We start from the raw sequence: 25,583 nt of genomic DNA, 5'->3' as shown, positions 1-25,583 counted from the left end.
CCTTCCTAGGAAATGGAAATGACCGTGAACGTTGAAACCCTCGAGAAGCTCGAACGCAAGATCACGCTGACCCTTCCGGTCGACGTCATCAAGTCCGAAGTCGACAGCCGCCTGAAGAAGCTGGCGCGCACTGTCCGCATGGACGGCTTTCGCCCCGGCAAGGTGCCGATGAGCGTCGTTGCCCAGCGCTACGGCTACTCGGTGCACTACGAGGTCATGAATGACAAGGTCGGCGAGGCGTTCTCGCAGGCAGCCAACGAGGCCAAGCTGCGCGTGGCCGGGCAGCCGCGCATCACCGAGAAGGACGGCGCGCCCGAGGGCGAGATGAGCTTCGACGCCGTCTTCGAGGTGTTCCCCGAGGTCAAGATCGGCGACCTGTCGGCCGCGACCGTCGAGAAGCTCGACGCCGAGGTGGGCGACGACGCGATCGACAAGACCATCGACATCCTGCGCAAGCAGCGCCGCTCCTTCGCGCAGCGTCCGCAGGACGCCGTGGTGCAGGACGGCGACCGCGTGACGGTCGATTTCGAGGGCAAGATCGACGGCGAGCCCTTCCAGGGCGGCAAGGCCGAGGACTTCCAGTTCATCGTCGGCGAAGGCCAGATGCTCAAGGAATTCGAGGACGCCGTGGCCGGCCTGAAGGTCGGCGACAGCCGCACCTTCCCGCTGTCCTTCCCCGAGGACTACCATGGCCGCGACGTGGCCGGCAAGCAGGCCGACTTCATGGTCACCGTGAAGAAGCTCGAAGCGGCCAACCTGCCGGAAGTGAACGAGCAACTGGCCAAGTCGCTGGGCATCGCCGACGCCACGGTCGAAGGACTGCGCGCGGACGTCCGCAAGAATCTCGAGCGCGAAGTCAAGTTCCGCCTCCTGGCGCGCAACAAGACCGCCGTGATGGACGCGCTGATCGCCAACGCCGAGCTGGACCTGCCCAACGCCAGCGTCCAGGCCGAGATCGAGCGCATGGTCGAGAATGCCCGCGCCGAACTCAAGCAGCGCGGCATCAAGGACGCCGACAAGGCGCCGATCCCCGACGAGGTCTTCCGCCCGCAGGCAGAGCGGCGCGTGCGCCTGGGCCTGGTGGTGGCAGAGCTGGTTCGCGCCAACGACCTGACGGCCAAGCCCGAGCAGATCAAGGCCCACGTGGAAGAAATGGCCGCCAGCTACGAGCGTCCGGCGGACGTGGTGCGTTGGTACTACAGCGACGCCCGCCGCCTCGGCGAGGTGGAAGCCGTCGTGATCGAGAACAACGTGACCGACTTCGTGCTGGGCAAGGCCAAGGTCGCCGAGAAGAAGGTCGGATTCGACGAACTGATGGCGCAACAGCAGCAGGCCTGAGCGGCGCTGCGTCCCTGATCCGGGATGGGGCTTGTGCTTTGGCGCACGAGCCCCATTTCGTTTGGGTAAAGTACAAGCACTTTCCGGAGCAACACATGAGCGCACAGGACACCCAGGCCCTCGGCATGATCCCGATGGTCATCGAGCAGTCGGGCCGCGGCGAGCGGTCGTACGACATCTATTCGCGCCTGCTGAAGGAGCGCGTGATCTTCCTGGTCGGCGAAGTGAACGACCAGACCGCCAACCTGGTGGTGGCGCAGCTGCTGTTCCTGGAGAGCGAGAACCCCGACAAGGACATCTCGTTCTACATCAATTCGCCCGGCGGCAGCGTCACGGCCGGCATGGCGATCTACGACACCATGCAGTTCATCAAGCCGGATGTGTCGACCCTGTGCGTAGGCTTCGCAGCCAGCATGGGCGCGTTCCTGCTGGCCGCCGGTGCCAAGGGCAAGCGTTTCTCCCTGCCCAATTCCAAGATCATGATCCACCAGGTGCTGGGCGGCGCCCGCGGCCAGGCGACCGACATCGAGATCCATGCGCGCGACATTCTGCGCACCAAGGATCAGATGAATCGCATCCTGGCCGAGCGCACCGGCCAGCCGCTTGAGAAAATCAAGGCCGACACCGAGCGTGACTATTTCCTGACGGCCGACGAGTCCAAGGAATACGGACTGGTCGACCAGGTCATCCACCAGCGCTCCTGAGCGCACCTGGACGCCCGGTCCCCCCAGAACGGCGTTTTCCACACGGAGGACGCCGTTTTTGTTTCGCTATCATTGACACACCCCTGTTACGAGGCATCCGCCCATGGCCGACAAGAAAGGCTCTTCCAGCGAAAAAACGCTTTACTGCTCCTTCTGCGGCAAGAGCCAGCATGAGGTGAAAAAGCTGATCGCTGGGCCTTCGGTGTTCATTTGCGACGAATGCATCGACCTGTGCAACGAGATCATCCGTGACGAGTTGCCCGCCGCCGACGAAGGACGCGAGGCCAAGAGCGATCTTCCGGCGCCGTCCGAGATCAAGGCCAACCTCGACAACTACGTGATCGGCCAGGAGCCCGCCAAGCGGATGCTGGCGGTGGCGGTGTACAACCACTACAAGCGCCTCAAGCACAAGGAAAAGTCCGCCGGTGACGACGTCGAACTGTCCAAGAGCAACATCCTGCTGATCGGCCCGACCGGGTCCGGCAAGACGCTGCTGGCGCAGACGCTGGCGCGCCAGCTCAACGTGCCTTTCGTGATGGCCGACGCCACCACGCTGACCGAAGCCGGCTACGTCGGCGAGGACGTCGAGAACATCATCCAGAAGCTGCTGCAAAGCTGCAACTACGAGGTCGAGCGGGCCCAGCGCGGCATCGTCTACATCGACGAAATCGACAAGATCTCGCGCAAGTCGGACAACCCCAGCATCACGCGCGACGTCTCCGGCGAGGGCGTGCAGCAGGCGCTGCTCAAGCTCATCGAGGGGACCATGGCCAGCGTGCCGCCGCAAGGCGGGCGCAAGCACCCCAACCAGGATTTCCTGCAGATCGACACGACCAACATCCTGTTCATCTGCGGCGGCGCGTTCGCCGGCCTGGAGAAGGTGATCGAGAACCGCACCGAGGCCTCCGGCATCGGCTTCGGCGCCGCCGTGCGCAGCAAGCAGCAGCGCAGCATCACCGAGGTGTTCCGCGAGGTCGAGCCGGAAGACCTGATCAAGTTCGGCCTGATTCCCGAACTGGTGGGCCGCATGCCGGTGGTCGCCTCGCTGGCCGAGCTGAGCGAGGATGCCCTGGTCCGGATCCTCACCGAGCCGAAGAACGCCGTCGTCAAGCAGTTCCACAAGCTGCTGCAGATGGAGGGCGTCGAGCTCGAGATCCGCCCGGCGGCGCTCAAGGCCATTGCACGCAAGGCGCTGGCGCGCAAGACCGGTGCGCGCGGCCTGCGCTCCATTCTCGAGCAATCCCTGATCGACACGATGTTCGACCTGCCGAACGCCGCGAACGTCGAGAAAGTGGTCGTCGAGGATTCCACCATCGACGAAAACAAGCCGCCGCTGCTCGTGTACCGAGAGGCGGCCAAGAAGGCCTAGTGTTCAATCGCCTGGGCTTTTTTCCGGCCACGCGCGCAGGCGCGTTTCCCTTGGGTTTGCCGCGCGCACTTGAAATGCGTGCGGATCCGACCATCTTTGTCTGATCTCCCCTGAAGGATTGCCATGTCCGGACACACTCCCTTGCCTTCCGACCCGGTGGACCTGCCGCTGTTGCCGCTGCGCGACGTCGTGGTATTTCCCCATATGGTCATTCCCCTGTTTGTCGGCCGGCCCAAGAGCATCAAGGCACTCGAGCTCGCGATGGAGGCCGAGCGCCGCATCATGCTGGTGGCGCAGAAGGCCGCCGCCAAGGACGAGCCCGCGACGGACGACATGTTCGAAGTCGGTTGCGTCTCGACCATCCTGCAGATGCTCAAGTTGCCCGACGGCACCGTGAAGGTGCTGGTCGAAGGGCAGCAGCGCGCCCGCGTGAACCAGATCGTCGACCATGAGTCGCATTTCAGCGCCAACGTGACGCCGGTCGAGGCGGTGGAGGTCACCAGCCCGGCGAACACCGAGGTCGAGGCGCTGCGCCGTGCGGTCATGCAGCAGTTCGACCAGTACGTCAAGCTCAACAAGAAGATTCCGCCGGAGATCCTCACCTCGATCTCCAGCATCGACGCGCCGGGCCGCCTGGCCGACACGATCGCGGCGCACCTGCCGCTCAAGCTCGAGAACAAGCAGGCGGTGCTCGACCTGGACCCGGTCAAGGACCGGCTGGAGAACCTTTTCGCGCAGCTCGAGCGCGAGGTCGACATCCTCAACGTGGACAAGAAGATCCGCGGCCGCGTGAAACGGCAGATGGAGAAGAACCAACGCGACTTCTACCTCAACGAGCAGGTCAAGGCGATCCAGAAGGAACTGGGCGAGGGCGAGGACGGCGCGGACATCGAGGAGATCGAAAAGAAGATCAAGCTCGCCAAGATGCCCAAGGACGCGCGCAAGAAGGCCGACGCGGAGCTCAAGAAGCTCAAGCTGATGTCGCCCATGTCGGCCGAGGCCACGGTGGTGCGCAACTACATCGACGTGCTGGTGGGCCTGCCCTGGGCGAAGAAGACGAAGATCAAGCACGACCTGGCGCATGCCGAGGAAGTCCTCAACGAGGACCACTACGGCCTGGAGAAGGTCAAGGACCGCATCCTGGAATATCTCGCGGTTCAGCAGCGCGTGGACAAGGTCAAGGCACCGATCCTGTGCCTGGTCGGCCCGCCCGGGGTGGGCAAGACCTCGCTGGGCCAGTCGGTTGCCAAGGCCACGGGGCGCAAATACGTTCGCATGGCACTGGGCGGCATGCGCGACGAGGCCGAGATCCGGGGCCATCGCCGCACCTACATCGGGGCGCTGCCGGGCAAGGTGCTCACCAGCCTGAGCAAGGTCGGCACCCGCAATCCGCTGTTCCTGCTCGACGAGATCGACAAGCTGGGAACCGATTTCCGGGGCGACCCGTCGTCGGCCCTGCTGGAAGTGCTCGATCCGGAGCAGAACCACACGTTCGGCGACCACTATGTCGAGGTCGATTTCGACCTGTCGGACGTGATGTTCGTTGCCACGTCCAACTCGATGAACATCCCGCCAGCCCTGCTGGACCGGATGGAAGTGATCCGCCTGTCGGGCTACACCGAGGACGAGAAGACGAACATCGCGCTGAAGTACCTGCTGCCCAAGCAACTGGCCAACAACGGCGTCAAGGAAGGCGAACTGCGCATCACCGACGAGGCGGTGCGGGACATCGTCCGTTACTACACGCGCGAAGCCGGCGTGCGCTCGCTCGAGCGGGAACTCTCCAAGATCTGCCGCAAGGTGGTCAAGGGAATCCAGCTCAAGAAGCTGCAGCCGCTGGTGACGGTCACGCCGGACAATCTGAACGAATTCCTGGGTGTCCAGAAGTTCACCTATGGCCGCGCCGAGCAGCAGAACCAGGTGGGCCAGGTCGTGGGCCTGGCCTGGACCGAAGTGGGCGGCGACCTGCTGACCATCGAGGCGGCGAGCATGCCCGGCAAGGGCATCATCGCCCGGACCGGGTCGCTCGGTGATGTCATGAAGGAGTCGGTTGAGGCGGCGCGCACCGTGGTGCGCAGCCGGGCGCGGCGCCTGGGCATCCGCGACGACGCGTTCGAGAAGCGCGACATCCACATCCACGTGCCGGACGGTGCGACGCCCAAGGACGGGCCGAGCGCCGGCGCGGCGATGACGACGGCTTTGGTGTCGGCACTGACCGGCATTCCGGTCCGCGGCGACGTCGCCATGACTGGCGAGATCACGCTTCGCGGAGAGGTGACGGCCATCGGCGGCCTGAAGGAGAAACTCCTGGCGGCGCTGCGCGGCGGTATCAAGACCGTGATGATTCCCGAGGAGAACGCGAAGGACCTGCAGGACATTCCCGAGAACGTGAAGAACGGCCTCGAGATCATCCCGGTCAAGTGGATCGACAAGGTGCTGGAGATCGCGCTCGAGAAGGCGCCGACGCCGTTGTCCGACGAAGAGGTTGCAGCCTCTCAGGCGGCCATGGCCGACATTGCCAAGCAGCGTGCTGCGCAGCCGGGAGAAGGCCCGGTCAAGCATTGAGCACGTATCACGTGCGAATTGCTTGATCGAGCTCAAATATCTACGCTATAATCGAAGGCTTCGAGACGCGGGAATAGCTCAGTTGGTAGAGCGCAACCTTGCCAAGGTTGAGGTCGGGAGTTCGAGCCTCCTTTCCCGCTCCAGAGTCACGTACAGGAAAGGGAAGCACGGGCTTCCCTTTTTCGTCAGCGGGTATGCAACGTCCTCGCTCGACTAGCTTTTGAGAGCGGCGCGATAGCAAAGCGGTTATGCCCCGGATTGCAAATCCGGTTAGGCCGGTTCGACTCCGGCTCGCGCCTCCACCCCCTTCAGGCACTTTTCCAGCGCCGCGCATGAATGACATGCGCGGCGTTTTTCATTGGCCTGGCGCGACGGTGCTGCCTGGTTCGTGGAACGTGCAGTGCCGAACATCGAGCAAAGGAATATCGCCTTTGTCCGTGCTCCACACTTTCTGCCCGTGGCCGAGTACCGCGGTTTCGCCGAGGTTGGTCCACACGGTTTCGCGGGCAAGCAGCAAGGTGTCCCGATCCTCCGCCCGCACGGGATAACGCATCGGCATGTAGCCTTCGAACTCTGGTCCATGGCGAAGCTGGAATTGCGCGCGCGACCAGATGAGGTCCTGCAATTGCGTGGGAGCCTCCATGCGCAGGCTTTGAAGGTCGTCCAGCGCGATCCAGTGGTAGCCGTTGGGCAGGACCACTTCGCAGACCGGCCCGAGCCGCGTGTCGCTGTCCGTGATCCAGTCGAAGGCTGCGGGGAGGGCGTCGCACCGTCCCGGCGTTTCGGGCGTGCCGGCGAGCGCCGTCCTGCGCAGGGCGTCGCTGGCTGTGAGGGCGGTCGACGCCATGGCGGGCGGCCGCGCGATGAGCCGCAGCGCTTCGGACAGTTGCAGCATCCACGGTGGCGTAAAGCCGTCCTTGGACCCGAACGTCGATGGGGCGGCCAGCCCGCGGAGCACCTTGGCGCGCTGGCACTCGGCCCGGATCAGTTTGCCAAGGAGCGTGGCGTTGTCCTCGAAGCTGCGATCGGTGTCGGCAAGGATCTGCAATTGCATCCCGGCCCGCTTCCATTGGCCGAGGATGCACAGCAGGTCAAAAAGCAGCCTGCGTGACCTGGGGCTGCGCGGCTGCGCGCGCACGGCTGCCTCGGCGCGTGCAAGGCTGGTACGTAGCGGCCTGGATTGAGACCATTCTCTGAAAGACCGGGAAGGATTTGACGGCATTCTTGCTTGCAAAGTTGAATATTCGGCCCAGGACGGGTCGGCTCAACTGCGACGCCATGCAACCGGAACCTTTGAAAATATACGGTTCCGGCGTTAATTTGCATTGGAATAATGTCCCGAATCCTCGCGCTCGGATGGTCAATTGCATGAATAGATTTGGAATTCTTATTCTTAATCGATTCTAAAAAATGTCGATGACCAAATGGAGATTTTTGTGAGCAAAGTACACTGCGAAAGCCGAGCCAGCCCGCTGGTCGCAGGTGGGCTCCACGCGCAAGCGCTCGACGGCTCGCGTGTGTGCCGCGTGACGGTCGCGACGAGGCAAAGCCACGCGCCTGCGTCAGCTCACGGCGCCGTGCCTTAAACTCAGAAAGTTCAGTTTGGCAGCCCCACCGAGTTGGCGGGGCTGTTTCGTTTTGGGGCTTCGCATGCGGAGGCCCACGGCCCGGATGGTGAAATTGGTAGACACAGGGGACTTAAAATCCCCCGCCGAGAGGCGTGCCGGTTCGATTCCGGCTCCGGGCACCAGTCGAGATGTCGAGCGACACTCGAAGCCCTCGCATGCCACTGGCGGGCTGTCGTTCCCTTGAAGGGCCTGTTGCGACGTCCGGCGCCGTACCTCCCCTGGTCGAATACACTCGCAGACCTGCTGCGCGGTCGTTGGATCGGCGCTACGCTCGAGAATCTGCGGTGCTTTTCACGGTATCCGGCGAGTCAAAATCCAAGGTGCCCAGCACTCGTGCGGGTCTCTCGGCACTTCGCGACCCGTATAGACACCAACTACATGACAAGGGAGCATGACGATGTCACGCTACGACGCTCCATTCGAAATCCATGTGCACGGCGATGTGCCCCTGCGCGCTGACGTGAGCTTTGCGCAGATCCAGGAAGCCCTCAAGCCTCTGTGGCAGTACGCCGGCGCCAAGTCGCTGGCCGACGGCGCCGCCAGTTCCTACGAGGAGGAGCCCGGCATCCGCTTCGAGCAGAAGGAACAGGTCCTGCAGATATGCTGGACCGTGGCGGGCGACGAGGATTTCCGCCATGCCCTCGACGAGATGTGCATGGCGCTCAACGATCTGACCGAGCAGGGCGCGGCGATCGAGGTCACCTTCTACGACACCGACTACGACGAGGACGAGGGCGAGCCCGAGGACGAATCGCGCGACGACTTCCTCATGCTTTTCGTCGGCCCCAATCCTGCTGCCATCATGCAGGTGCAGCGTGACCTTCTCGTCGAGGACGTGGTTCACCTGATGGAGCGCCACTTCGAAGGCGCCGAACTCGGCGGCGTGGTCGCGGAGATCGACAAGCTCTTCTCCGACCGCTTCGACGCGCTCGTCAGCTCGCTGGAAATCGGCAAGCGACCGCGCGGAGGCAGCGGCGGACCGGGTGCCGGCGGCCACGGCGGCGGCCGCAGGCCGCGCCACCTGCACTGAGCGACCGCCGGGCGAGTGCCCGGCGTGGATACGGCAGCGAAGCCACGGCCCGCGCGTTGTGCGTCTGGGCTATGCTTCGCGCCGTTTTGTCCACGAAAGCCCGTCTTGTCGCTCTTTTCCTCATCGGCCCTGCGCTCGGGCGTGCGCCGGCGCGAAGTCTTCGGCTGGGCCATGTACGACTTCGCCAACTCGGGCTACACCACAGTGGTCATCACCGCCGTGTTCTCGGCGTACTTCGTCGGCGGCATTGCCCAAGGCGCGCACTGGGGGCCGCTGGCCTGGACCAGCGCACTGAGCCTGTCCTACGCCATCGTCATGATCAGCATGCCGGCGCTGGGCGCATGGGCCGACCTGCATGCGGCCAAGAAGAGACTGCTGATGATCGTGACGGCCGGCTGCGTTGCCGGCACGGCACTGCTGGCCTGCGTGCCGGCGTTGCCGGCCCAGTGGGCCGTGCTGGCATCGTTGCTCTTCATCGTCGTGTCCAACACCTTCTATTCGTACGGCGAGTCGCTGACCGCGGCCTTCCTGCCGGAACTCGCGACGGCCGAGGGCATGGGCAAGGTCAGCGGCTGGGGCTGGGGCTTCGGCTACATCGGCGGCATGCTTGCGCTGGGGCTGTGCCTGGGCTACGTGCTGTGGTCGCAGGCCCGCGGACTGCCGGCGTCGCACTTCGTGCCGGTGTGCATGCTGATCACGGCGGCGCTCTATGGTTCGGCCGCATGCGCGACCTTCTGGCTGTTGCCCGAGCGCGCAGTGCCGCAGGCGCGCGCGGCCACCAGCGCCTGGCGGCAGTTGCTCGATACCTGGCGCGCCGCGCGGCGCTACCGTGATTTCGTCTGGCTGCTGGCCTGCACCGTGTGCTACCAGGGCGGCGTGGCGGTGGCCATCACGCTGGCGGCGATCTATGCCGAGCAGGTGATCGGCTTCAAGCCGCAAGAGACCATGGTGCTGATCTTCGTGCTGAACCTGGCCGCTGCCGCCGGCGCCTTTGCGTTCGGTTATGTGCAGGACCGGCTGGGCCATCGGCTGGCCTTGTCCATCACCCTGATCGCATGGATTGCCGTATGCCTGATCGCGGCGAGCGTCACGACCAAGGGCGGCTTCTGGATCGCTGCCGCCATCGCGGGCCTGGCCATGGGATCGAGCCAGAGCGCCGGACGCGCAATGGTCGGCGTGCTCACGCCGCCGCGCCAGCTGGCGGAGTTCTTCGGCCTGTGGAGCTTTGCCACACGGTTGGCGGCCATTGTCGGCCCGCTGGCCTATGGGCTCGTGACCTGGGCGACGCACGGCAACCAGCGCGTCGCGATCCTGGCGACATCGGTGCTGTTCATCGCGGGCCTGCTGCTGCTGTTGCCGATCGACATGCGGCGCGGGCGTCGCGCCGCGCTGGAGACGGTCGCGGCCTGAAACCGGATGCCGCGCCGCCGCGCCGCCGGGCCGCGCTCAGGTTCCGGCCGTCGTCGTCGAGCAAGGGCTGGTCGCGTCGGGCACGACGCTCAGCCATTGCGATGCGAACGCGTGCAACGCCGCGGCGTCGCCAGTGCTGCGCAGTTCCAGATGTCCGGCCGCGGCGTCGCGCAGCAGGTGGCGCTGCGAGATGAGCCGGCGCGCCTGCCGTGCCACGGCGATGCCGGTATCGATGAAGGTGACCCCTTCGGGCACATGACGGCGCAGCGTGTCCAGCGCAAACGGGTAGTGAGTGCAGCCCAGCACCACGCAGTCCGCCATTCCGGGGCCGTTGCCCAGAGGGCCGGCCTGCGCCAGGTAGCGCGCGGCTAAGGCGTCGATGCTTGCCGCGTCGCCAGCCTCGATGGCCGCGGCGAGACCGTCGCAGGCGATCCCGCGCACGTCGAGCGCAGGATGGGTGGCGGCCACCGCCTGACGCAATGACTGGTATTTGGCGCTGTGCAGCGTGCCGCGCGTGGCCAGGACCACCACGGCGCCGCTACGGCTATGCAGCGCGGCAGGCTTGAGCGCCGGCTCGACGCCGACGACCGGCAGGTCCGGCCAGCGCTCGCGCAAGGCGTGCACGGCCGCCGCAGTGGCCGTGTTGCAGGCCACGACCAGCAGCTTGATCCCCGGTGCCTGCTCACGCATCGCTGCCGCCACGGCAAGCGTGCGCGCGCGCACCTGGGCTTCGTCGCGCTCGCCGTAGGGCGCATGAGCGGAATCCGAGAAGTATACGAAGCGCTCGCCGGGCAATTCGCTCTGCAGCGCCCGCAGCACGCTCAAGCCGCCGACGCCGCTGTCGAACACGCCGACCGCGGCATCGGGTTGCGTGGCGCCGGCGGCCAGGAAGGTCAAGCGGTGGCGAGTTCGATGCCCTTGAATTCGCCGCTGGCGATGCGCTTGCTCCACTCGGCCGGGCCGGTGATGTGTGCGCTCGTGCCGCCGGCGTCGACCGCCACCGTCACCGGCATGTCGACCACGTCGAATTCGTAGATGGCTTCCATGCCGAGGTCTTCGAAGCCCACGACCCTGGCCTGCTTGATCGCCTTGCTCACCAGGTAGGCGGCGCCGCCCACGGCCATCAGGTAGGCGCTCTTGTGCTTCTTGATCGCCTCGATGGCCACCGGGCCGCGCTCGGCCTTGCCGATCATCGCGATCAACCCGGTCTGCGCCAGCATCATCTCGGTGAAGCCGTCCATGCGCGTGGCGGTGGTGGGACCGGCCGGGCCGACGGCCTCGTCACCGATCGGATCGACCGGGCCGACGTAGTAGATGACGCGGTTGGTGAAGTCCACCGGCAGCTTCTCGCCCTTGGCGAGCATGCCCTGGATGCGCTTGTGCGCGGCATCCCGGCCGGTGAGCATCTTGCCGTTGAGCAGCAGTGTCTGGCCCGGCTTCCAGCTGGCGACCACTTCGGGCGTGAGCGTGTTCAGGTCGACCCGCGTGCTCTTCTGGGTGTCGGGCGCCCAGTCGACCTTGGGCCACAGATCGAGCGAGGGCGCTTCGAGGTAGACCGGGCCGGAACCGTTCAGGACGAAATGGGCGTGGCGCGTGGCGGCGCAGTTGGGGATCATCGCCACCGGCTTGCTGGCCGCGTGCGTCGGGTACATCTTGATCTTGATGTCCAGCACGGTCGCCAGACCGCCAAGGCCCTGGGCGCCGATGCCGAGCGCATTGACCTTCTCGTACAGCTCCAGGCGCAGTTCCTCGACCTGGCTGAGCGATTCGCCCTTTGCGGCCTTGGCCTGCAGTTCGTGCATGTCCAGGTCGTCCATCAGGCTTTCCTTGGCCATCAGCGCCGCCTTCTCGGCGGTCCCGCCGATGCCGATGCCCAGCATGCCGGGCGGGCACCAGCCGGCGCCCATGGTCGGCACGGTCTTGAGCACCCAGTCGACCACGCTGTCGCCGGGGTTGAGCATCACCAGCTTGCTCTTGTTCTCGCTGCCGCCGCCCTTGGCGGCAACGGTTACCTCGACCGTGTCGCCGGGGACGATCTCGGTGAAGATGACCGCGGGCGTGTTGTCCTTGGTGTTCTTTCGGGCGAACTGCGGGTCGGCGACGACCGAGGCGCGCAGGGTATTGTCCGGGTGGTTGTAGGCGCGGCGCACGCCTTCGTTGATGGCGTCGTCCAGGCTGCCGTCGAAGCCTTCCCAGCGCACGTCCATGCCGACCTTGAGGAAGACGTTGACGATGCCGGTGTCCTGGCAGATCGGGCGGTGCCCGGTGGCGCTCATCTTGCTGTTGGTCAGGATCTGCGCCATCGCGTCCTTGGCCGCCGGGCTCTGCTCGCGCTCGTAGGCGCGGGCCAGGTGGGCGATGTAGTCGGCGGGGTGGTAATAGCTGATGTACTGGAGCGCGGCGCTGATCGATTCGGTCAGGTCGGCGGCTTTGATGGTCGTGGGCATGTTTGTTCGCGAAAAGACGATCGGAGGCGACAGGGATTATCCCATCCGGGCCCGTCCTGCGCCGGCGCTGCCCATGCGCTGCCAGCCCTTGGCCGCTGCGCGAGGGGCCGCCACAATCACTGCTGGCCCGCGCTGGCGGGCAGACCCGACCGAAAGGAAGACGACATGCAGACGCAGCAATTGCACCGCGGCCGCCTGATCGACCATCTCCAGCTGGTGGTACGCGACCTGGACGCCTCCCGCGGTTTCTACACCGCCGTGTTCGAGGTCCTTGGAATTCCGATCGGCGGCAGCGCCGAGCAGCATTTCTGGGCCGATGAACTGTTCGTTTCCACGGCCGCCAGCCCGGAGGCGCAAGGCCAGCTGACGGGCCGGCACCACCTGGCTTTCCAGGCCGCCGACCGGGGCATGGTCGACGCCTTCTATCGCGCCGCCCTGGCGCATGGCGGCAAGGACAATGGCGCGCCGGGCGAGCGGGAATACCACCCCGGCTACTACGCCGCCTTCGTGCTCGACCCCGACGGCAACAACATCGAGGCCGTCTTCCACGGCGAGGCGCAGCGCAGTGCGCCCTCCGTGCTGATCACCTTCTGAGGTGCGGCCACGCGAGGTGGCCTGCCGTCGCCTCAGTCGCTCTTGGCCGCGGCCATCGCCTGCGCGATCCAGCCGTCGAATTCCTTCTGGTGCGCGGCGATCCAGCCATCGGTATGGCGGGCAATGTCCGCGGGCTTGTCCTCGCCGGCACGCATGCGCAGGTTTTCCTCGTTGATGTCGGCAATGGGAAGTTGCATCAGCTCGAACAGCTTGGCAGCCGCAGGGTTCTTGTCGATGAACGCCTTGTTGGCAGTGATCCACTGCTCGGAGGGCAGCGTGCCATAGTTCTTGCCGTTGGGCAGCGTGGTGTCGATTTTCTTGCCCCCGGGCGCCGAAGAGAAAGGCACCTGCAGCCAGACGACGTCCTTGCCCGGCACCAGTTCGGCGCTGACCCAGTAGGGCGTCCAGGTGTAGTACAGGATGGACTTGCCGGCCTTGTAGCGCTGGATGGTGTCGGCCATCAGGGCCGGATAGTTGCCCTGCTTGTGGGTCACCGTGTCGCGCAGCTTGTAGGCGGTCAGGTGGTTCTCGACCAGCAGTTCGCAGCCCCAGCCCGGGGTGCAGCCGGTCAGGTCGGCCTTGCCGTCGCCGTCGGTGTCGAAGAGCTTGGCAATCTTCGGGTCGGTCAGCTGGCCCAGGTTGTCGATGTGATGCTCCTGCGCCGTCTTGCGGTCGATCAGGTAGCCCTGGACGGCCCCGCGGATGTAGACGCCCTTGTGCCAGAGCTTGGCGTCGCCGCCGCTGTTGGCGTAGTACGCGTCGTGCAGGCCGGTCCAGTGGTTGGCCATGAAGGTGGCGTCGCCGTTGGCGACGGCCACGTGCGCCGTCGCCGGCTCGATTTCGCTGGTCGGCTCGACCGTGTAGCCCAGGCGCTGCAGGCCGCGCACCACCAACTGGGTCTGGAAAGACTCCTCGGCGAGCGAACTGCGCACCGGTTTGACAGTGATGCCCTCGCCGGGCAGGGCCGCTGCGGCGTGGGCCGCCGCCAGGCTGGCAAGCAGGGCGGCGCCGAAGGCGGCGTGCCGAAGGGTGACGTGCGTTTGATTCTTCATATCGTTTTTCCTCCTTGGTTGATTCAATGGCGAGCCGAGGCGGTGGCCAGGGCCGGGGCGGCCGGGCGACCCGGTCCGCCGGCCTTGCCGGCGTCTGCGCTGCGGACCGGGGCGGTGGCGGTCGTGTCAGCCTGCGGCGCGAGCCGCATGAGCAGGCCTGCCGGGCCGGTGTGCCACCAGTGGCGCGCGCCGCGCCGCGGCTGACCCATGGCCTGGGTCAGGCGGTCCAGCGAAATGGCGAGCAGCACGATGCCAAGGCCGCCGACGGTGGCCAGGCCCATGTCAAGGCGGCCGATGCCGCGCAGAACCATCTGGCCGAGGCCGCCCACGGCGATCATCGAGGCGATGACAACCATGGACAGCGACATCATCAGCGCCTGGTTGATGCCGGCCATGATCGACGGCATGGCCAGCGGCAGCTGCACCTTCACCAGCAGTTGCCACGGCGATGCACCGTAGGCGCGTGCCGCCTCGATCAGGTCGGGCCGCACCTGGCGCAGGCCCAGGTTGGTCAGACGCACGAGCGGCGCCAGCGCGAAGATGACCGTCACGATCACGCCCGGCACGTTGCCGATGCCGAACAGCATCACGACCGGCACCAGGTAGACGAAGGCGGGCGTGGTCTGCATCGCGTCGAGCAGCGGCCGCATGAGGCGCTGCGCACGGTCGCTGCGTGCCAGCAAGACGCCCAGCGGCAGGCCGATGGCCATGCAGAACACCAGCGAGGTGAGCACCAGCGACAGCGTGGTCATGGCCTCGGGCCAGATGCCGAGCATGGTGACGATCAGCAGCGCGATGGTGATGCCGGCGGCCACGGCGCGGCCGGCAAATTGCCATGCCAGCATGGCCACCAGCGCGATCACGGCGGGCGCGGGCAGGCTGGTGAGCATGTTCTCGATGCTCGTCAGCGCATGGTCGACCGGCACGCGTGCCGACTGGAAGAACGGCCGGAAATTGGTCACGACCCAATCGAGGCCATGGTTGATCCACTGCTCGACCGGCAACGTGCCGTCCCACAACTGGTGGAGGGAGAAGCCGCTGGCGTGGGCATCCGTGGCCGTGGTGGCCGCCTGGGTGGCGGCGCTGGCGGCAGCATCCGCGGCGCTGTGCGCGGCTTGTGCCGCATGCGCCGGGCCGTCGAGCCAGGCATTGCTTGCCGAAGGGTCGGGGGTGGCGGCCCAGGGGTCGACAAAGGCGTCGGGCGCTGCCGCGGGGGGCGGGGCGGCTCCGGCGGCGGCCCAGGGGTCGGCGAAGGTGTCCGGCGTCGAGGCCGCGCCGGCTGCGGGGGAGGCGAGTTCGTTCATGAGTCTCCTTCTTCCGGGTCAGTGGACGGCGGCGGCGCCGGCTTCGATCGGCGGCGTGTCGCGGTCCAGGAACTTGAGCAGGGTGGTCTTGCTGATCACGCCGCAGAAGCGGCCGTCGCGCAGCACCGGCAGCGGGCAGGGCGCCTGTGCGAGCTGGCCGAACAGGTCGGCCACCGGGGCGTCGGCATCGAGGACCGGCACCTCGGGCAGCATGGCATGTTGCAGGCCCAACGGGCCGCTGTGCCCGCGCAGCGCGGTGCGCAGCAGGTCCGTCGACACGGTGCCCAGGTAGCGCTTGTCGGGCGCGAGCACGTAGGCGAAGTCTCGGTCCTGGTCTTCCAGCAGCCGCAGGGCGGCACGCGAGCCGCGATCGGCATGTTCGCTGATCACGGTCATGGCGCGCCGCGCGATGTCGCCGGCCTTGAACACCACGGACGCATCCACGCCCCGGACGAAGTCGCGCACGTAGTCATTGGCCGGATTGCGCAGGATGTCGTCCGGCGTGCCGACCTGGACGACCTGGCCGTCCTTCATGATCGCGATGCGATCGCCGATGCGCATCGCCTCGTCGAGGTCGTGTGAAATGAAGACGATGGTGCGGCGCTTGATCTGCTGCAGGCGCAACAGTTCCGACTGCATCTCCGTGCGGATGATCGGGTCGAGCGCCGAGAAAGCCTCGTCCATGAGCAGGATGGAGGGGTCGGACGCCAGCGCGCGAGCCAGGCCGACGCGCTGCTGCATGCCGCCGGACAGTTCGTCCGGATAGCTCTTGCCGTAGGCGGCGAGGCCGACCTGCTCGAGCGCGGCGTCGGCCAGCGGCAGGCGCTGCTTGCGGTCGACCCCGGCCAGTTCCAGCCCGAAGGCGGTGTTGTCGCGCACCGTCATGTGCGGCATGAGCGCGAAGGACTGGAACACCATGCTGATGTCCTTGCGGCGCAGCGCACGCAGTTGCGCGTCGCTGAACGCGCTGACGTCGGCGCCGTCGATCACGATGCGGCCCGCGGTCGGCTCGATCAGGCGATTGATCAGGCGCACGAGCGTCGACTTGCCCGAGCCCGACAGGCCCATCACGACGAATATTTCGCCGGCCTGGATCTCGAAGCTGGCGTCGAAGACGCCGATCGATTGCCCGGTGCGCTCGACGATCTCCTGCTTGGTCAGGCCCTGGCGCACCAGTTCCAGCGCGTGTTGCGGCTTCTCGCCGAAGACCTTGAAGATGTGGTCGATCTGAATGGACTTGGCCATCTGTTCCATTTCCTCCCTTGTCGGATTGCGGTGGACAAGGCGCGCGCCCCTTTGGCGCGCGCGGCCACGCCATCCCCGAGGGGACGCAGGCTGGGACTGGAGACGCACGAAGGTCGACGACGCCAGTGCCGGCTCTGGGCGTGGCAATGGCCCCGGAAGATCCGGGACATGCCGGGGCAGGCCCGGCGAAGAACGAACCGGTGTCGCGACGGGATGCTCAGGAGATCCGCGAGTAACACCAGCGCGACCCGCGGTGGCGATCGAAATACGCCGGCGGGTCAGTTGAAGCCCACGATTATAACTTCACGTCATGATCTATGGGCAACGGACGCGATTCGACCGGAAATCGAGACGTTGTCGTATGGTGCTGGCCTTGCAGTCCGCCGGAGTCCCGATTCATGAATTCCCCGTCCAATACCCGTACCGAACGCGACACCTTCGGTCCCATCGACGTGCCAGCCGAGCGCCTGTGGGGGGCGCAGACTCAGCGCTCGCTCCAGAACTTCGACATTTCCGGCGAGCGCCAGCCGCGCGAGATCATCCGTGCGCTGGTGCTGGTCAAGCGCGCCTCGGCGAAGGTCAACCATGCGCTGGGGCTGGCCGAGGCACGCAAGACCGACGCCATCATTGCCGCCGCCGACGAGGTGCTGGCCGGGCGGCACGACGGTGAATTCCCGCTCGTGGTGTGGCAGACCGGTTCGGGCACGCAGACCAACATGAACGTCAACGAGGTACTGGCCAATCGCGCCAGCGAGCTGATGGGTGGCGAGCGCGGCGAGGGGCGGCTCGTGCATCCGAACGACGACGTCAATCGCAGTCAGTCCAGCAACGACGTGTTCCCCACCGCAATGCATGTGGCAGCGGTCGAGGCAATCACCCACAAGCTGCTGCCCGCCATGGCCAGGCTGCGCGAGACGCTGGCGGCCAAGGCGCGTGATTTCGACGGGATCGTCAAGATCGGCCGTACGCATTTGCAGGATGCCACGCCGCTCACGCTCGGCCAGGAGTTTTCCGGGTGGGTGGCACAACTGGCGCATGGCGAGCGGCACGTGCAGGCGGCGTTGCCGCACTTGTGCGAACTGGCACTCGGAGGCACGGCCGTCGGCACCGGCCTGAATGCGCCCAAGGGCTATGCGCAGGGCGTCGCCGAAGAACTGGCCACACTCACGGGGCTGCCGTTCGTGACAGCGCCCAACAAGTTCGAGGCGCTGGCGTCGGTCGACGGGCTGGTCAACGCCCACGGCGCGCTCAAGACGGTGGCCGCGAGCATGATGAAGATTGCCAACGACGTGCGCTGGCTGGCCAGCGGCCCGCGCAGCGGCATCGGCGAACTGAGCATTCCGGAGAACGAGCCGGGCTCGTCGATCATGCCCGGCAAGGTCAACCCGACGCAGAGCGAAGCGGTCACCATGCTGGCGGCGCAGGTCTTCGGCAACGACGTGGCGATCAACTTCGGTGGCGCCTCCGGCAACTTCGAGCTGAACGTGTTCCGCCCGATGGTGGCGCACAACTTCCTGCAGAGCGTGCGCCTGCTGGCCGATGGCATGGTGAGCTTCAACGACCATTGCGCCGTGGGCATCGAACCGAATCGCGAGCGCATCGGCGAGCTGGTGTCGCGCTCGCTGATGCTGGTGACGGCGTTGAACACCCACATCGGTTACGACAAGGCCGCCGCCATCGCCAAGAAGGCGCACAAGGAAGGCACCAGCCTGCGCGATGCGGCGATTGCTTCCGGCCACGTGACCGCCGAGCAGTTCGACGCCTGGGTGGTGCCGCAGCAGATGACCGGCCGTTGAAAAGGAACTGGAAGTTTTGCGCGGCCGTGGCTGACAGGATCTGACACAAACGTGTTGGACGTTTAACGTTTCGAGATGGCAGACTCGATCCATAACAACCGAGGCGCTCCCACGGCGCCGAAAGCCATGGCCAATTCATCTGCTCCAGGCCGGCGCGATTTCCTGCGCCGTTCCATTGCACTCGTTCCGGCGTCGGCTGCGCTCGGCGCCGCCGGCGCCGCTGGTGTCGCCGGCACTGCCGACGCCGCCGCCGCGCAGGCGGCGAACCCACCTGCTGCCGCTCCCTATACCCCGGCCTACTTCAACGCCGACGAATGGGCCTTCGTCAAGGCCGCGGTCGGCCGCCTCATTCCGTCGGATGCCGAGGGCCCTGGCGCCATCGAGGCCGGCGTGCCCGAGTTCATCGACCGCCAGATGGATACCGCCTGGGGCAATGGCGGCCTGTGGTACATGCAGGGGCCGTTCGCGCCGGATGCATCGCCGCTGTTCGGCTACCAGAACCCGATGCCGCCGCGCGAGCTCTACCGCGCCTCCATTGCCGCGCTCGATGCCGCCTGCCGCCAGCAGCGCGGCGGCAAGACGTTCGCGCAGCTCGACGCGGCCGCGCAGGACGAGGTGCTGCACGCCCTGGACCAGCGCAAGCTGCAGCTCGACGGCGTGCCGGCCAAGGACTTCTTCGACATGCTGCTGCAGAACGCCAAGGAAGGCTACTTCAGCGACCCGATCCACGGCGGCAACAAGAACGCCGCTGCCTGGGCCATGATCGGCTTTCCCGGCGCGCGGGCGGACTACCTCGACTGGGTCAACCGTCCCGGCGAGCGCTATCCGCTGCCGCCGGTCAGCATTGCGGGCCCGCAGGGTTGAGGGGGCAAGCACATGGCATCGCAGAAGAAACCCTCCGTTGACGTGGTGCTGGTCGGCTTCGGCTGGACCGGCGCCATCATGGCCACCGAACTGACCGACGCCGGCCTGAACGTGCTGGCGCTCGAGCGCGGCGAGCCGCGCGACACCAACCCGGACTTCGCCTTTCCGCGCAACACCGACGAGCTGAGCTACGGCATCCGCGGCAAGCTGTTCCAGCCGCTGGCCAAGGAAACCGTGACGGTGCGCCACACGCCGGCCGAGGCGGCGCTGCCGTACCGGCAGCACGGCTCGTTCCTGCTGGGCACCGGCGTGGGCGGCGCCGGCGTGCACTGGAATGGCCATCACTGGCGCGCCCTGCCGGCCGACCTCACCATCCGCAGCACCTACGAGCAGCGCTACGGGCGCAAGTTCATCCCCGAGGGCATGACCATCCAGGATTGGGGCGTGACCTACGACGACCTGGAGCCGCACTACGAGAGTTTCGAGAAGCTGTGCGGCATCTCCGGCCGTGCCGGCAACGTGGGCGGGCAGATCCGCCCGGGCGGCAACCCGTTCGAGGGCGCGCGCCGTTCCGAATATCCACTGCCGCCGCTGGGCTCGCCCAACAGCGCGCTGCTGTTCGCCAAGGCGGCGGCCGAACTCGGACTCCACCCGTTCCCGCAGGCCGCTGCCAATGCCTCGCGCCCGTACACCAATCCGCATGGCGCGCAGCTCGGGCCGTGCAATTTCTGCGGGTTCTGCGAACGCTACGGCTGCTACAACTATTCCAAGGCGTCGCCGCAGACCACGTTGCTGCCGGTGCTGCGTCGGCGCGCCAACTTCGAGCTGCGCACGCGATCGCAGGTGTTGCGCGTGAACCTGGCGGCGGACGGCAAGCACGCCACCGGCGTGACGTACATCGACGCCCAGGGCAACGAGGTCGAGCAACCGGCCGACCTGGTCGTACTGTGCGCCTACCAGATGCACAACGTGCGGCTGCTGCTGCTGTCGAAGATCGGGCAGCCCTACGACCCGGCCACCGGGCGCGGCGTGGTCGGCCGCAACTATGCCTACCAGCTCAACGGCGGTGCCAGCCTGTTCTTCGACAAGGACCAGCCGATGAACCCGTTCGTCGGCTCCGGTGCCAGCGGCCACGTGCTCGACGACTTCGACGGCGACAACTTCGACCACGGACCGCACGGCTTCGTCGGCGGGGCCAGCATCAACTGCATCAACACCGGCGGGCGACCGATTCAGCAGATGGCGGTGCCGCCCGGCACCCCGGCCTGGGGCGCGCAGTGGAAGAAGGCGGTCAAGGACACGTACCTGTTCCACACCGGCGTCGGCAGCCAGGGCTCGGTGATGTCGTACCGCGACAACTACCTCGACCTCGACCCTACTTACAAGGATGCCTGGGGCCAGCCGCTGCTGCGCATGACCTTCGACTGGAAGCCCAACGACATTGCCATGACGCAGTTCATCGGCGGCAAGATCGAGCAGATCTCCAAGGCCATGAAGCCCAAGCAAATGTCGCTGGGATTCATGAAGCCGGGCGCGCACTACGACGTCCGGCCCTACCAGTCCACCCACAACACCGGCGGCGCCGTCATGGGGCGCGACCGCGAGACCAGCGTGGTCAATCCGTTCACCCAGGTGTGGGATGTGCCGAACGTATTCGTGACCGGCGCCTGTCTGTTCCCGCAGAACTTCGGCTACAACCCCACGGGCACGGTGGCGGCGCTGGCCTACTGGGCCGCGACCCATATCCGAGAGCGCTACCTGAAGAACCCGGGGGCGCTGGCATGAAGCGGGCACCGTTCCTTTCGACCCGCTGGCTCGGCGCGGTGGCCGTTGCCGCCGTGTCCATCGCCGGCGCCACGTGGGCGCTGGCGCAGCGCGAAACGACCCCGGCGCCGCCGCCCGTCACCGGCACCGCCGGCGGCGGGAAGGCGCCGGTCGTCGTCCCTGTCCCCCAGGCTGCGCCTTCGGCACAGGGCACCGGCAACGCGCGGGCCTCGGGCGTCGCCACGCCGGCGGCACCGACCGCGCCGGCCGATCCACTGGTCGCGCGTGGTGAGTACCTGGCGCGCGTGGCCGATTGCGTCAGCTGCCACACCGCGCCCGGCGGCGCACCGTTCGCCGGCGGCCTGCCGATGGCGACGCCCTTCGGCACGGTCATCTCCACCAACATCACGCCCGACACCGGCGCCGGCATCGGCAGCTACTCGGAAGAGGAGTTCGCCCGCGCGGTGCGCGAAGGCGTGGGCAAGGGCGGGCACCGGCTCTATCCGGCCATGCCGTACGCATCCTTCGCGCGCACCAGCGACGAGGACGTGCACGCCCTGTTCGCCTACTTCCGCCAGGGCGTCAAGCCGGTGGCCAACCGCCCGCCGGAGACGAAGCTGTCGTTCCCGTTCAACATGCGCCCGCTCCTGGTGTTCTGGAACTGGCTGTACCTGGACGACAAGCGCTTCGAGCCGGATCCCGCCCGCAGCGCCGAATGGAACCGCGGCGCCTATCTGGTCAACGGCCTGGGCCACTGCGGCGAGTGCCACACGCCGCGCAGCCGGCTGGGCGGCCTGAAGGCCGACAGCGCGGCCGACGGCGACGCATTCCTCTCGGGCGCGCAGGTCGACGGCTGGTACGCGCAGCCGTTGCGCCACGGCGCCGTCCACAGCGCCGCGCAATGGAGCACCGCGGAGCTGGTCCAGTACCTGCGCAGCGGCCGCACGGCGCGCAGCGGCGCCTTCGGCCCGATGGCGCAGGTGGTCGAGAACAGCACGCAGTACATGACGCCGCAGGACCTGGGCGCGATGGCGACGTACCTGCAATCGGTCGGCGCGCCGGCGGGCTACACGCCGCCGCCCGCGCCCGGACCGTCGCCGGCAGCCATGCCGGCCGCAACCGACGCGCCCGCGTCGGCGCCGCCGCTGCACGCCGACGCGGCCCGATTGCGCGACGGCACGGTCGAGGGGCAGCGCGGCGCGATGGTCTACCTGAACAACTGCGCGGGATGCCACCGATCCAGCGGCGCGGGCTGGGAACGCACCTTCCCGGCCCTGTCCGGCAACGGCGTCGTCAACGCGCAGGACCCGACCTCGCTCATCCGCATCGTCCTGCAGGGGGCGGCGATGCCGGCCACCGCCGATGCGCCCACGCCGCTGGCCATGCCGGGCTTCGGCTGGCGCCTGGACGACGAGGACGTGGCACAGCTGCTGACCTTCGTGCGTGCCGGCTGGGGCAACAAGGCGTCGGCCGTGACCAGCGCCCAGGTGGCGTCTGTCCGCAAGGCCCTGCCGCCCGAGGTGAAGGCCGCAGGCAAGTGACGCGCCGCCGGGGCGGGCGCCGTGGCCAGGCCCGGCGCGCCGCCCGGGGCGCGGGCGATCAGTGCTTGGCGGTGCCCGCCATCATCAGGCGATCGGTATAGGCAATCGCCATTGCCGACAGCAGGAACGCGATGTGGATCACCGTCTGCGCGATCAACACCTTGTCGGTGTAGTTGTCGGCATTGATGAAGGTCTTGAGCAGGTGGATCGAACTGATGCCGATGATCGACATCGCCAGCTTGACCTTGAGCACCGAGGCATTGACATGGCTGAGCCACTCGGGCTGGTCGGGGTGCCCGCGCAGGTCCATCCGGCTGACGAAGGTCTCGTAGCCGCCGACGATGACCATGATGAGCAGGTTGGAGATCATCACCACGTCGATCAGTGCCAGCACCACCAGCATGATCACCGTCTCGTTGAGCGTCGCCACCGGCGTCGTCGCCTTGTAGCCGATGCTGGCGACGAGGGCCTGGAGCGCCTTTTCGCTACCGAAGGCGGCTTCCACCAGATGCAGTAGCTCGACCAGGAAATGCACCACGTAGACCGCCTGGGCGACGATCAGCCCGAGATAAAGCGGCAATTGCAGCCAGCGGCTGGCGAAGATGAGCTTGGGCAACGGGCGCATCGGCGAAGACGCGCCGCCCAGCGGGACCATCGGGTCGGGCAGAGACATTGGGTTTGAAAGTAAAAGGAATGTGGGCCGGGTCGGCCAGCCGCGGGATTCTATCGGCGGGCATCGCGCCAGCGCCTACCACTCCAGCGCCGCGTGTGGGCTTCGCTCCGGCGGGCTTGCCGTGCCGGCGCTAACATTCCGATCGCAAGCGTCAGTGGCCCGTAAGAAGGGACGGCCACCATTCCCCGCGTTGAACAGACAGGATCAGGAGACAAGCGCAATGAGCACGACAGCGAAGACCATCGAATCCGTTCTGGTGGAGAACCGGGTGTTTCCGCCCGGCGAATCGGCGAGCCGGGGCGCCCGCATCGCCAGCATGGACGCCTACGAGGCGCTGTGCCGGGAGGCGGAAACGGATTCCGACGGCTTCTGGGCCCGCCACGCCAGGGAAGGCCTGGTCTGGACCAAGCCGTTCACCCGCGTGCTCGACGAGTCGAACGCCCCGTTCTACCGCTGGTTCGACGACGGAGAACTCAATGCCAGCGCCAACTGCCTGGATCGCCACATCGGCACGCCTGTCGAGAACAAGACGGCGATCATCTTCGAGGCGGACGACGGCCAGGTCAGCACCATCACCTACAAGGACCTGCTCACCCGCGTCTCGCAGTTCGCCAACGCGCTGAAGAGCCAGGGCATCGAGAAGGGCGACCGCGTCATCATCTACATGCCGATGACGATCGAGGGCGTGATCGCCATGCAGGCATGCGCGCGCATCGGCGCGACGCACAGCGTGGTGTTCGGCGGCTTCTCGGCCAAGGCGCTGCAGGAGCGCATCATCGACGCCGGCGCGGTGGCGGTCATCACCGCCAACTACCAGATGCGCGGCGGCAAGGAGCTGCCGCTCAAGTCGATCGTCGACGACGGGATCGCCCTGGGCGGCTGCGAGAGCATCAAGACCGTGCTGGTGTTCGAGCGCACCCTCAGCGCCTGGAACCGGGTGGAAGGGCGCGACAAGACCTTCGCCGAAGTCCTGGAGGGCCAGAACGCCCACTGCCCGCCGACGCCGGTCAATGCCGAGCACCCGCTGTTCATCCTGTACACGTCCGGCTCCACCGGCAAGCCCAAGGGCGTGCAGCATGCCACCGGGGGCTACATGCTCTGGGCCCGGATGACGATGGAATGGACGTTCGACGTTCGGCCGGAGGACGTCTTCTGGTGCACCGCCGACATCGGCTGGATTACCGGCCACACCTACGTCGCCTACGGCCCGCTCGCGGCCGGCGCGACCCAGGTGGTTTTCGAGGGCGTGCCGACGTTCCCGCATGCCGGGCGCTTCTGGCAGATGATCGAGAAGCACAAGATCTCGATCTTCTATACCGCGCCCACCGCGATCCGCTCGCTGATCAAGGCCGCCGAATCCGACGAGAAAGTCCACCCGAAGAACTGGGACCTGTCGAGCCTGCGCATCCTGGGCTCCGTGGGCGAGCCGATCAACCCCGAAGCGTGGATGTGGTACCACCGTAACGTCGGCGGCGAGCGCTGCCCCATCGTCGACACCTTCTGGCAGACCGAGACCGGCGGCCACGTCATTACGCCGCTGCCGGGCGCGACGCCGCTGGTGCCGGGATCGTGCACGCTGCCGCTGCCGGGCATCGCGGCCGCCATCGTCGACGAGACCGGCAAGGACCTTCCCAACGGCGCCGGCGGCATGCTCGTGATCAAGCGCCCCTGGCCCTCGATGATCCGCACCATCTGGAACGACCCGGAACGCTTCAAGAAGAGCTACTTCCCCGAAGAGATGGGCGGCAGGATCTACCTGGCCGGCGACGGCGCGGTGCGCAGCGCCGACCGCGGCTACTTCCGCATCACCGGCCGCATCGACGACGTGCTCAATGTGTCGGGCCACCGCCTGGGGACCATGGAAATCGAGTCGGCGCTGGTCGCCAAGACCGACCTGGTGGCCGAGGCGGCGGTGGTGGGCCGCCCGGACGATGTGAGCGGCGAGGCCGTCTGCGCCTTCGTGGTGCTCAAGCGCCCCCGCCCCACGGGCGACGAGGCCAAGCAGATCGCCGCGCAGCTGCGCGACTGGGTGGCCAAGGAAATCGGCCCCATTGCCAAGCCCAAGGACATCCGCTTCGGCGAGAACCTGCCCAAGACGCGCAGCGGCAAGATCATGCGCCGGCTGCTGCGCTCGATCGCCAAGGGCGAGGCGATCACGCAGGACACGTCGACGCTGGAGAATCCCGCGATCCTCGACCAGTTGTCGCAGGTCAACTGATCCGGGCGGCATGCGCTCGGGGCGCCGGCCGCCCCGGGCGA

The 25,583-nt window shown here is 66.9% G+C and carries 19 protein-coding genes and 3 tRNA genes; 15 read left to right on the top strand and 7 right to left on the bottom strand.

From position 1 onward, the window contains the following. Positions 1-18: 18 nt before the first annotated feature. The 6 genes from tig (at position 19) to VES41_RS23965 (ending at position 6,278) form a co-directional block, all read left to right on the top strand. The gene (gene tig / locus VES41_RS23990; RefSeq protein ID WP_324822391.1) at positions 19-1,338 is read left to right on the top strand and encodes a trigger factor; all 1,320 of its coding nucleotides are present in this window, start codon (positions 19-21) and stop codon (positions 1,336-1,338) included. Positions 1,339-1,433: 95 nt separating this feature from the next. After that, a complete protein-coding gene (clpP, locus tag VES41_RS23985; RefSeq protein ID WP_324822388.1) occupies positions 1,434-2,042 on the top strand; it encodes an ATP-dependent Clp endopeptidase proteolytic subunit ClpP in 609 nt (202 codons plus the stop codon). A 103-nt stretch (positions 2,043-2,145) separates the two neighbouring features. Further along, entirely contained in the window at positions 2,146-3,411 is a 1,266-nt protein-coding gene (gene clpX, locus VES41_RS23980; protein ID WP_324822385.1) for an ATP-dependent Clp protease ATP-binding subunit ClpX, read from the top strand. Positions 3,412-3,534: 123 nt separating this feature from the next. Continuing rightward, complete coding sequence (gene lon / locus VES41_RS23975) at positions 3,535-5,976, top strand: endopeptidase La (protein ID WP_324822382.1); 2,442 nt, start codon at positions 3,535-3,537, stop codon at positions 5,974-5,976. A gap of 67 nt (positions 5,977-6,043) precedes the next feature. Next, a tRNA-Gly gene (locus tag VES41_RS23970) sits at positions 6,044-6,119 on the top strand. A gap of 85 nt (positions 6,120-6,204) precedes the next feature. Further along, a tRNA-Cys gene (locus VES41_RS23965) sits at positions 6,205-6,278 on the top strand. A gap of 53 nt (positions 6,279-6,331) precedes the next feature. On the opposite strand, the gene VES41_RS23960 is transcribed toward VES41_RS23965, so the two are convergent. After that, entirely contained in the window at positions 6,332-7,030 is a 699-nt protein-coding gene (locus tag VES41_RS23960; protein ID WP_324822379.1) for a type VI secretion system accessory protein TagJ, read from the bottom strand. Between the two features lie 611 nt (positions 7,031-7,641). Here VES41_RS23960 and VES41_RS23955 point away from each other — a divergent pair. From VES41_RS23955 to VES41_RS23945, 3 genes are all read left to right on the top strand, one after another. Beyond that, a tRNA-Leu gene (locus VES41_RS23955) sits at positions 7,642-7,726 on the top strand. A gap of 275 nt (positions 7,727-8,001) precedes the next feature. After that, positions 8,002-8,634, top strand: coding sequence for a DUF6806 family protein (locus tag VES41_RS23950; RefSeq protein WP_324822376.1), 633 nt, complete (start codon positions 8,002-8,004; stop codon positions 8,632-8,634). Between the two features lie 105 nt (positions 8,635-8,739). Then, positions 8,740-10,044, top strand: coding sequence for an MFS transporter (locus tag VES41_RS23945; RefSeq protein ID WP_324822373.1), 1,305 nt, complete (start codon positions 8,740-8,742; stop codon positions 10,042-10,044). A 36-nt stretch (positions 10,045-10,080) separates the two neighbouring features. On the opposite strand, the gene murI is transcribed toward VES41_RS23945, so the two are convergent. Then, positions 10,081-10,941 carry a glutamate racemase gene (gene murI, locus VES41_RS23940; protein WP_324822370.1) on the bottom strand — a complete coding sequence of 287 codons (861 nt, stop codon included), beginning with the start codon at positions 10,939-10,941 and terminating at the stop codon, positions 10,081-10,083. Further along, a complete protein-coding gene (locus VES41_RS23935; protein ID WP_324822367.1) occupies positions 10,938-12,491 on the bottom strand; it encodes a fumarate hydratase in 1,554 nt (517 codons plus the stop codon). Before VES41_RS23935 ends, murI begins: the two co-directional genes overlap by 4 nt. Positions 12,492-12,656: 165 nt before the next feature. Here VES41_RS23935 and VES41_RS23930 point away from each other — a divergent pair, with 165 nt between their 5' ends. Continuing rightward, positions 12,657-13,085, top strand: coding sequence for a VOC family protein (locus VES41_RS23930; RefSeq protein WP_324822365.1), 429 nt, complete (start codon positions 12,657-12,659; stop codon positions 13,083-13,085). Between the two features lie 32 nt (positions 13,086-13,117). On the opposite strand, the gene proX is transcribed toward VES41_RS23930, so the two are convergent. From proX to proV, 3 genes are read right to left on the bottom strand one after another with little or no spacing between them, the layout of a single operon-like run. After that, positions 13,118-14,137 carry a glycine betaine/L-proline ABC transporter substrate-binding protein ProX gene (gene proX / locus VES41_RS23925; protein WP_324822362.1) on the bottom strand — a complete coding sequence of 340 codons (1,020 nt, stop codon included), beginning with the start codon at positions 14,135-14,137 and terminating at the stop codon, positions 13,118-13,120. Positions 14,138-14,160: 23 nt separating this feature from the next. Further along, entirely contained in the window at positions 14,161-15,441 is a 1,281-nt protein-coding gene (proW, locus tag VES41_RS23920; protein WP_324822359.1) for a glycine betaine/L-proline ABC transporter permease ProW, read from the bottom strand. Between the two features lie 18 nt (positions 15,442-15,459). Next, a complete protein-coding gene (gene proV, locus VES41_RS23915; RefSeq protein WP_324822356.1) occupies positions 15,460-16,686 on the bottom strand; it encodes a glycine betaine/L-proline ABC transporter ATP-binding protein ProV in 1,227 nt (408 codons plus the stop codon). A 398-nt stretch (positions 16,687-17,084) separates the two neighbouring features. Between proV and fumC the strand changes: the two genes are divergently transcribed. From fumC to VES41_RS23895, 4 genes are all read left to right on the top strand, one after another. Beyond that, positions 17,085-18,482, top strand: coding sequence for a class II fumarate hydratase (gene fumC, locus VES41_RS23910; RefSeq protein WP_324822353.1), 1,398 nt, complete (start codon positions 17,085-17,087; stop codon positions 18,480-18,482). A 126-nt stretch (positions 18,483-18,608) separates the two neighbouring features. Next, positions 18,609-19,346: a gluconate 2-dehydrogenase subunit 3 family protein gene (locus VES41_RS23905; protein ID WP_324822350.1), complete on the top strand. Its 738-nt coding sequence runs from the start codon at positions 18,609-18,611 to the stop codon at positions 19,344-19,346. Positions 19,347-19,358: 12 nt separating this feature from the next. Continuing rightward, positions 19,359-21,131, top strand: coding sequence for a GMC family oxidoreductase (locus VES41_RS23900; RefSeq protein WP_324822347.1), 1,773 nt, complete (start codon positions 19,359-19,361; stop codon positions 21,129-21,131). Beyond that, positions 21,128-22,651, top strand: coding sequence for a cytochrome c (locus tag VES41_RS23895; RefSeq protein ID WP_324822344.1), 1,524 nt, complete (start codon positions 21,128-21,130; stop codon positions 22,649-22,651). The genes VES41_RS23900 and VES41_RS23895 overlap by 4 nt, the downstream gene beginning before the upstream one ends. A gap of 58 nt (positions 22,652-22,709) precedes the next feature. Here VES41_RS23895 and VES41_RS23890 read toward each other — a convergent pair whose 3' ends face one another. Next, positions 22,710-23,324 carry a TIGR00645 family protein gene (locus tag VES41_RS23890; protein WP_324822342.1) on the bottom strand — a complete coding sequence of 205 codons (615 nt, stop codon included), beginning with the start codon at positions 23,322-23,324 and terminating at the stop codon, positions 22,710-22,712. 220 nt (positions 23,325-23,544) lie between these two features. Here VES41_RS23890 and acs point away from each other — a divergent pair, with 220 nt between their 5' ends. Then, positions 23,545-25,542: an acetate--CoA ligase gene (gene acs, locus VES41_RS23885; protein WP_324822339.1), complete on the top strand. Its 1,998-nt coding sequence runs from the start codon at positions 23,545-23,547 to the stop codon at positions 25,540-25,542. Positions 25,543-25,583 lie beyond the last annotated feature (41 nt).

It is taken from the genome of Variovorax sp., from assembly GCF_035634955.1.
In the GTDB taxonomy this organism is placed as follows: domain Bacteria; phylum Pseudomonadota; class Gammaproteobacteria; order Burkholderiales; family Burkholderiaceae_C; genus Variovorax.
Note: the sequence above shows the minus strand (reverse complement) of the source record. Positions and strands in the feature narration are given on the sequence as shown.

Bases quoted from the DNA above. Each gene is read 5' to 3' on its own strand.
- acs (WP_324822339.1), top strand. From the start codon at position 23,545: ATGAGCACGACAGCGAAGACCATCGAATCCGTTCTGGTGGAGAACCGG.
- VES41_RS23930 (WP_324822365.1), top strand. From the start codon at position 12,657: ATGCAGACGCAGCAATTGCACCGCGGCCGCCTGATCGACCATCTCCAG.
- fumC (WP_324822353.1), top strand. From the start codon at position 17,085: ATGAATTCCCCGTCCAATACCCGTACCGAACGCGACACCTTCGGTCCC.
- VES41_RS23890 (WP_324822342.1), bottom strand. From the start codon at position 23,324: ATGTCTCTGCCCGACCCGATGGTCCCGCTGGGCGGCGCGTCTTCGCCG.
- VES41_RS23950 (WP_324822376.1), top strand. From the start codon at position 8,002: ATGTCACGCTACGACGCTCCATTCGAAATCCATGTGCACGGCGATGTG.
- proW (WP_324822359.1), bottom strand. From the start codon at position 15,441: ATGAACGAACTCGCCTCCCCCGCAGCCGGCGCGGCCTCGACGCCGGAC.
- VES41_RS23960 (WP_324822379.1), bottom strand. From the start codon at position 7,030: ATGCAATTGCAGATCCTTGCCGACACCGATCGCAGCTTCGAGGACAAC.
- clpX (WP_324822385.1), top strand. From the start codon at position 2,146: ATGGCCGACAAGAAAGGCTCTTCCAGCGAAAAAACGCTTTACTGCTCC.
- proX (WP_324822362.1), bottom strand. From the start codon at position 14,137: ATGAAGAATCAAACGCACGTCACCCTTCGGCACGCCGCCTTCGGCGCC.
- VES41_RS23900 (WP_324822347.1), top strand. From the start codon at position 19,359: ATGGCATCGCAGAAGAAACCCTCCGTTGACGTGGTGCTGGTCGGCTTC.
- clpP (WP_324822388.1), top strand. From the start codon at position 1,434: ATGAGCGCACAGGACACCCAGGCCCTCGGCATGATCCCGATGGTCATC.
- VES41_RS23895 (WP_324822344.1), top strand. From the start codon at position 21,128: ATGAAGCGGGCACCGTTCCTTTCGACCCGCTGGCTCGGCGCGGTGGCC.
- proV (WP_324822356.1), bottom strand. From the start codon at position 16,686: ATGGCCAAGTCCATTCAGATCGACCACATCTTCAAGGTCTTCGGCGAG.
- lon (WP_324822382.1), top strand. From the start codon at position 3,535: ATGTCCGGACACACTCCCTTGCCTTCCGACCCGGTGGACCTGCCGCTG.
- VES41_RS23935 (WP_324822367.1), bottom strand. From the start codon at position 12,491: ATGCCCACGACCATCAAAGCCGCCGACCTGACCGAATCGATCAGCGCC.
- VES41_RS23905 (WP_324822350.1), top strand. From the start codon at position 18,609: ATGGCCAATTCATCTGCTCCAGGCCGGCGCGATTTCCTGCGCCGTTCC.
- tig (WP_324822391.1), top strand. From the start codon at position 19: ATGACCGTGAACGTTGAAACCCTCGAGAAGCTCGAACGCAAGATCACG.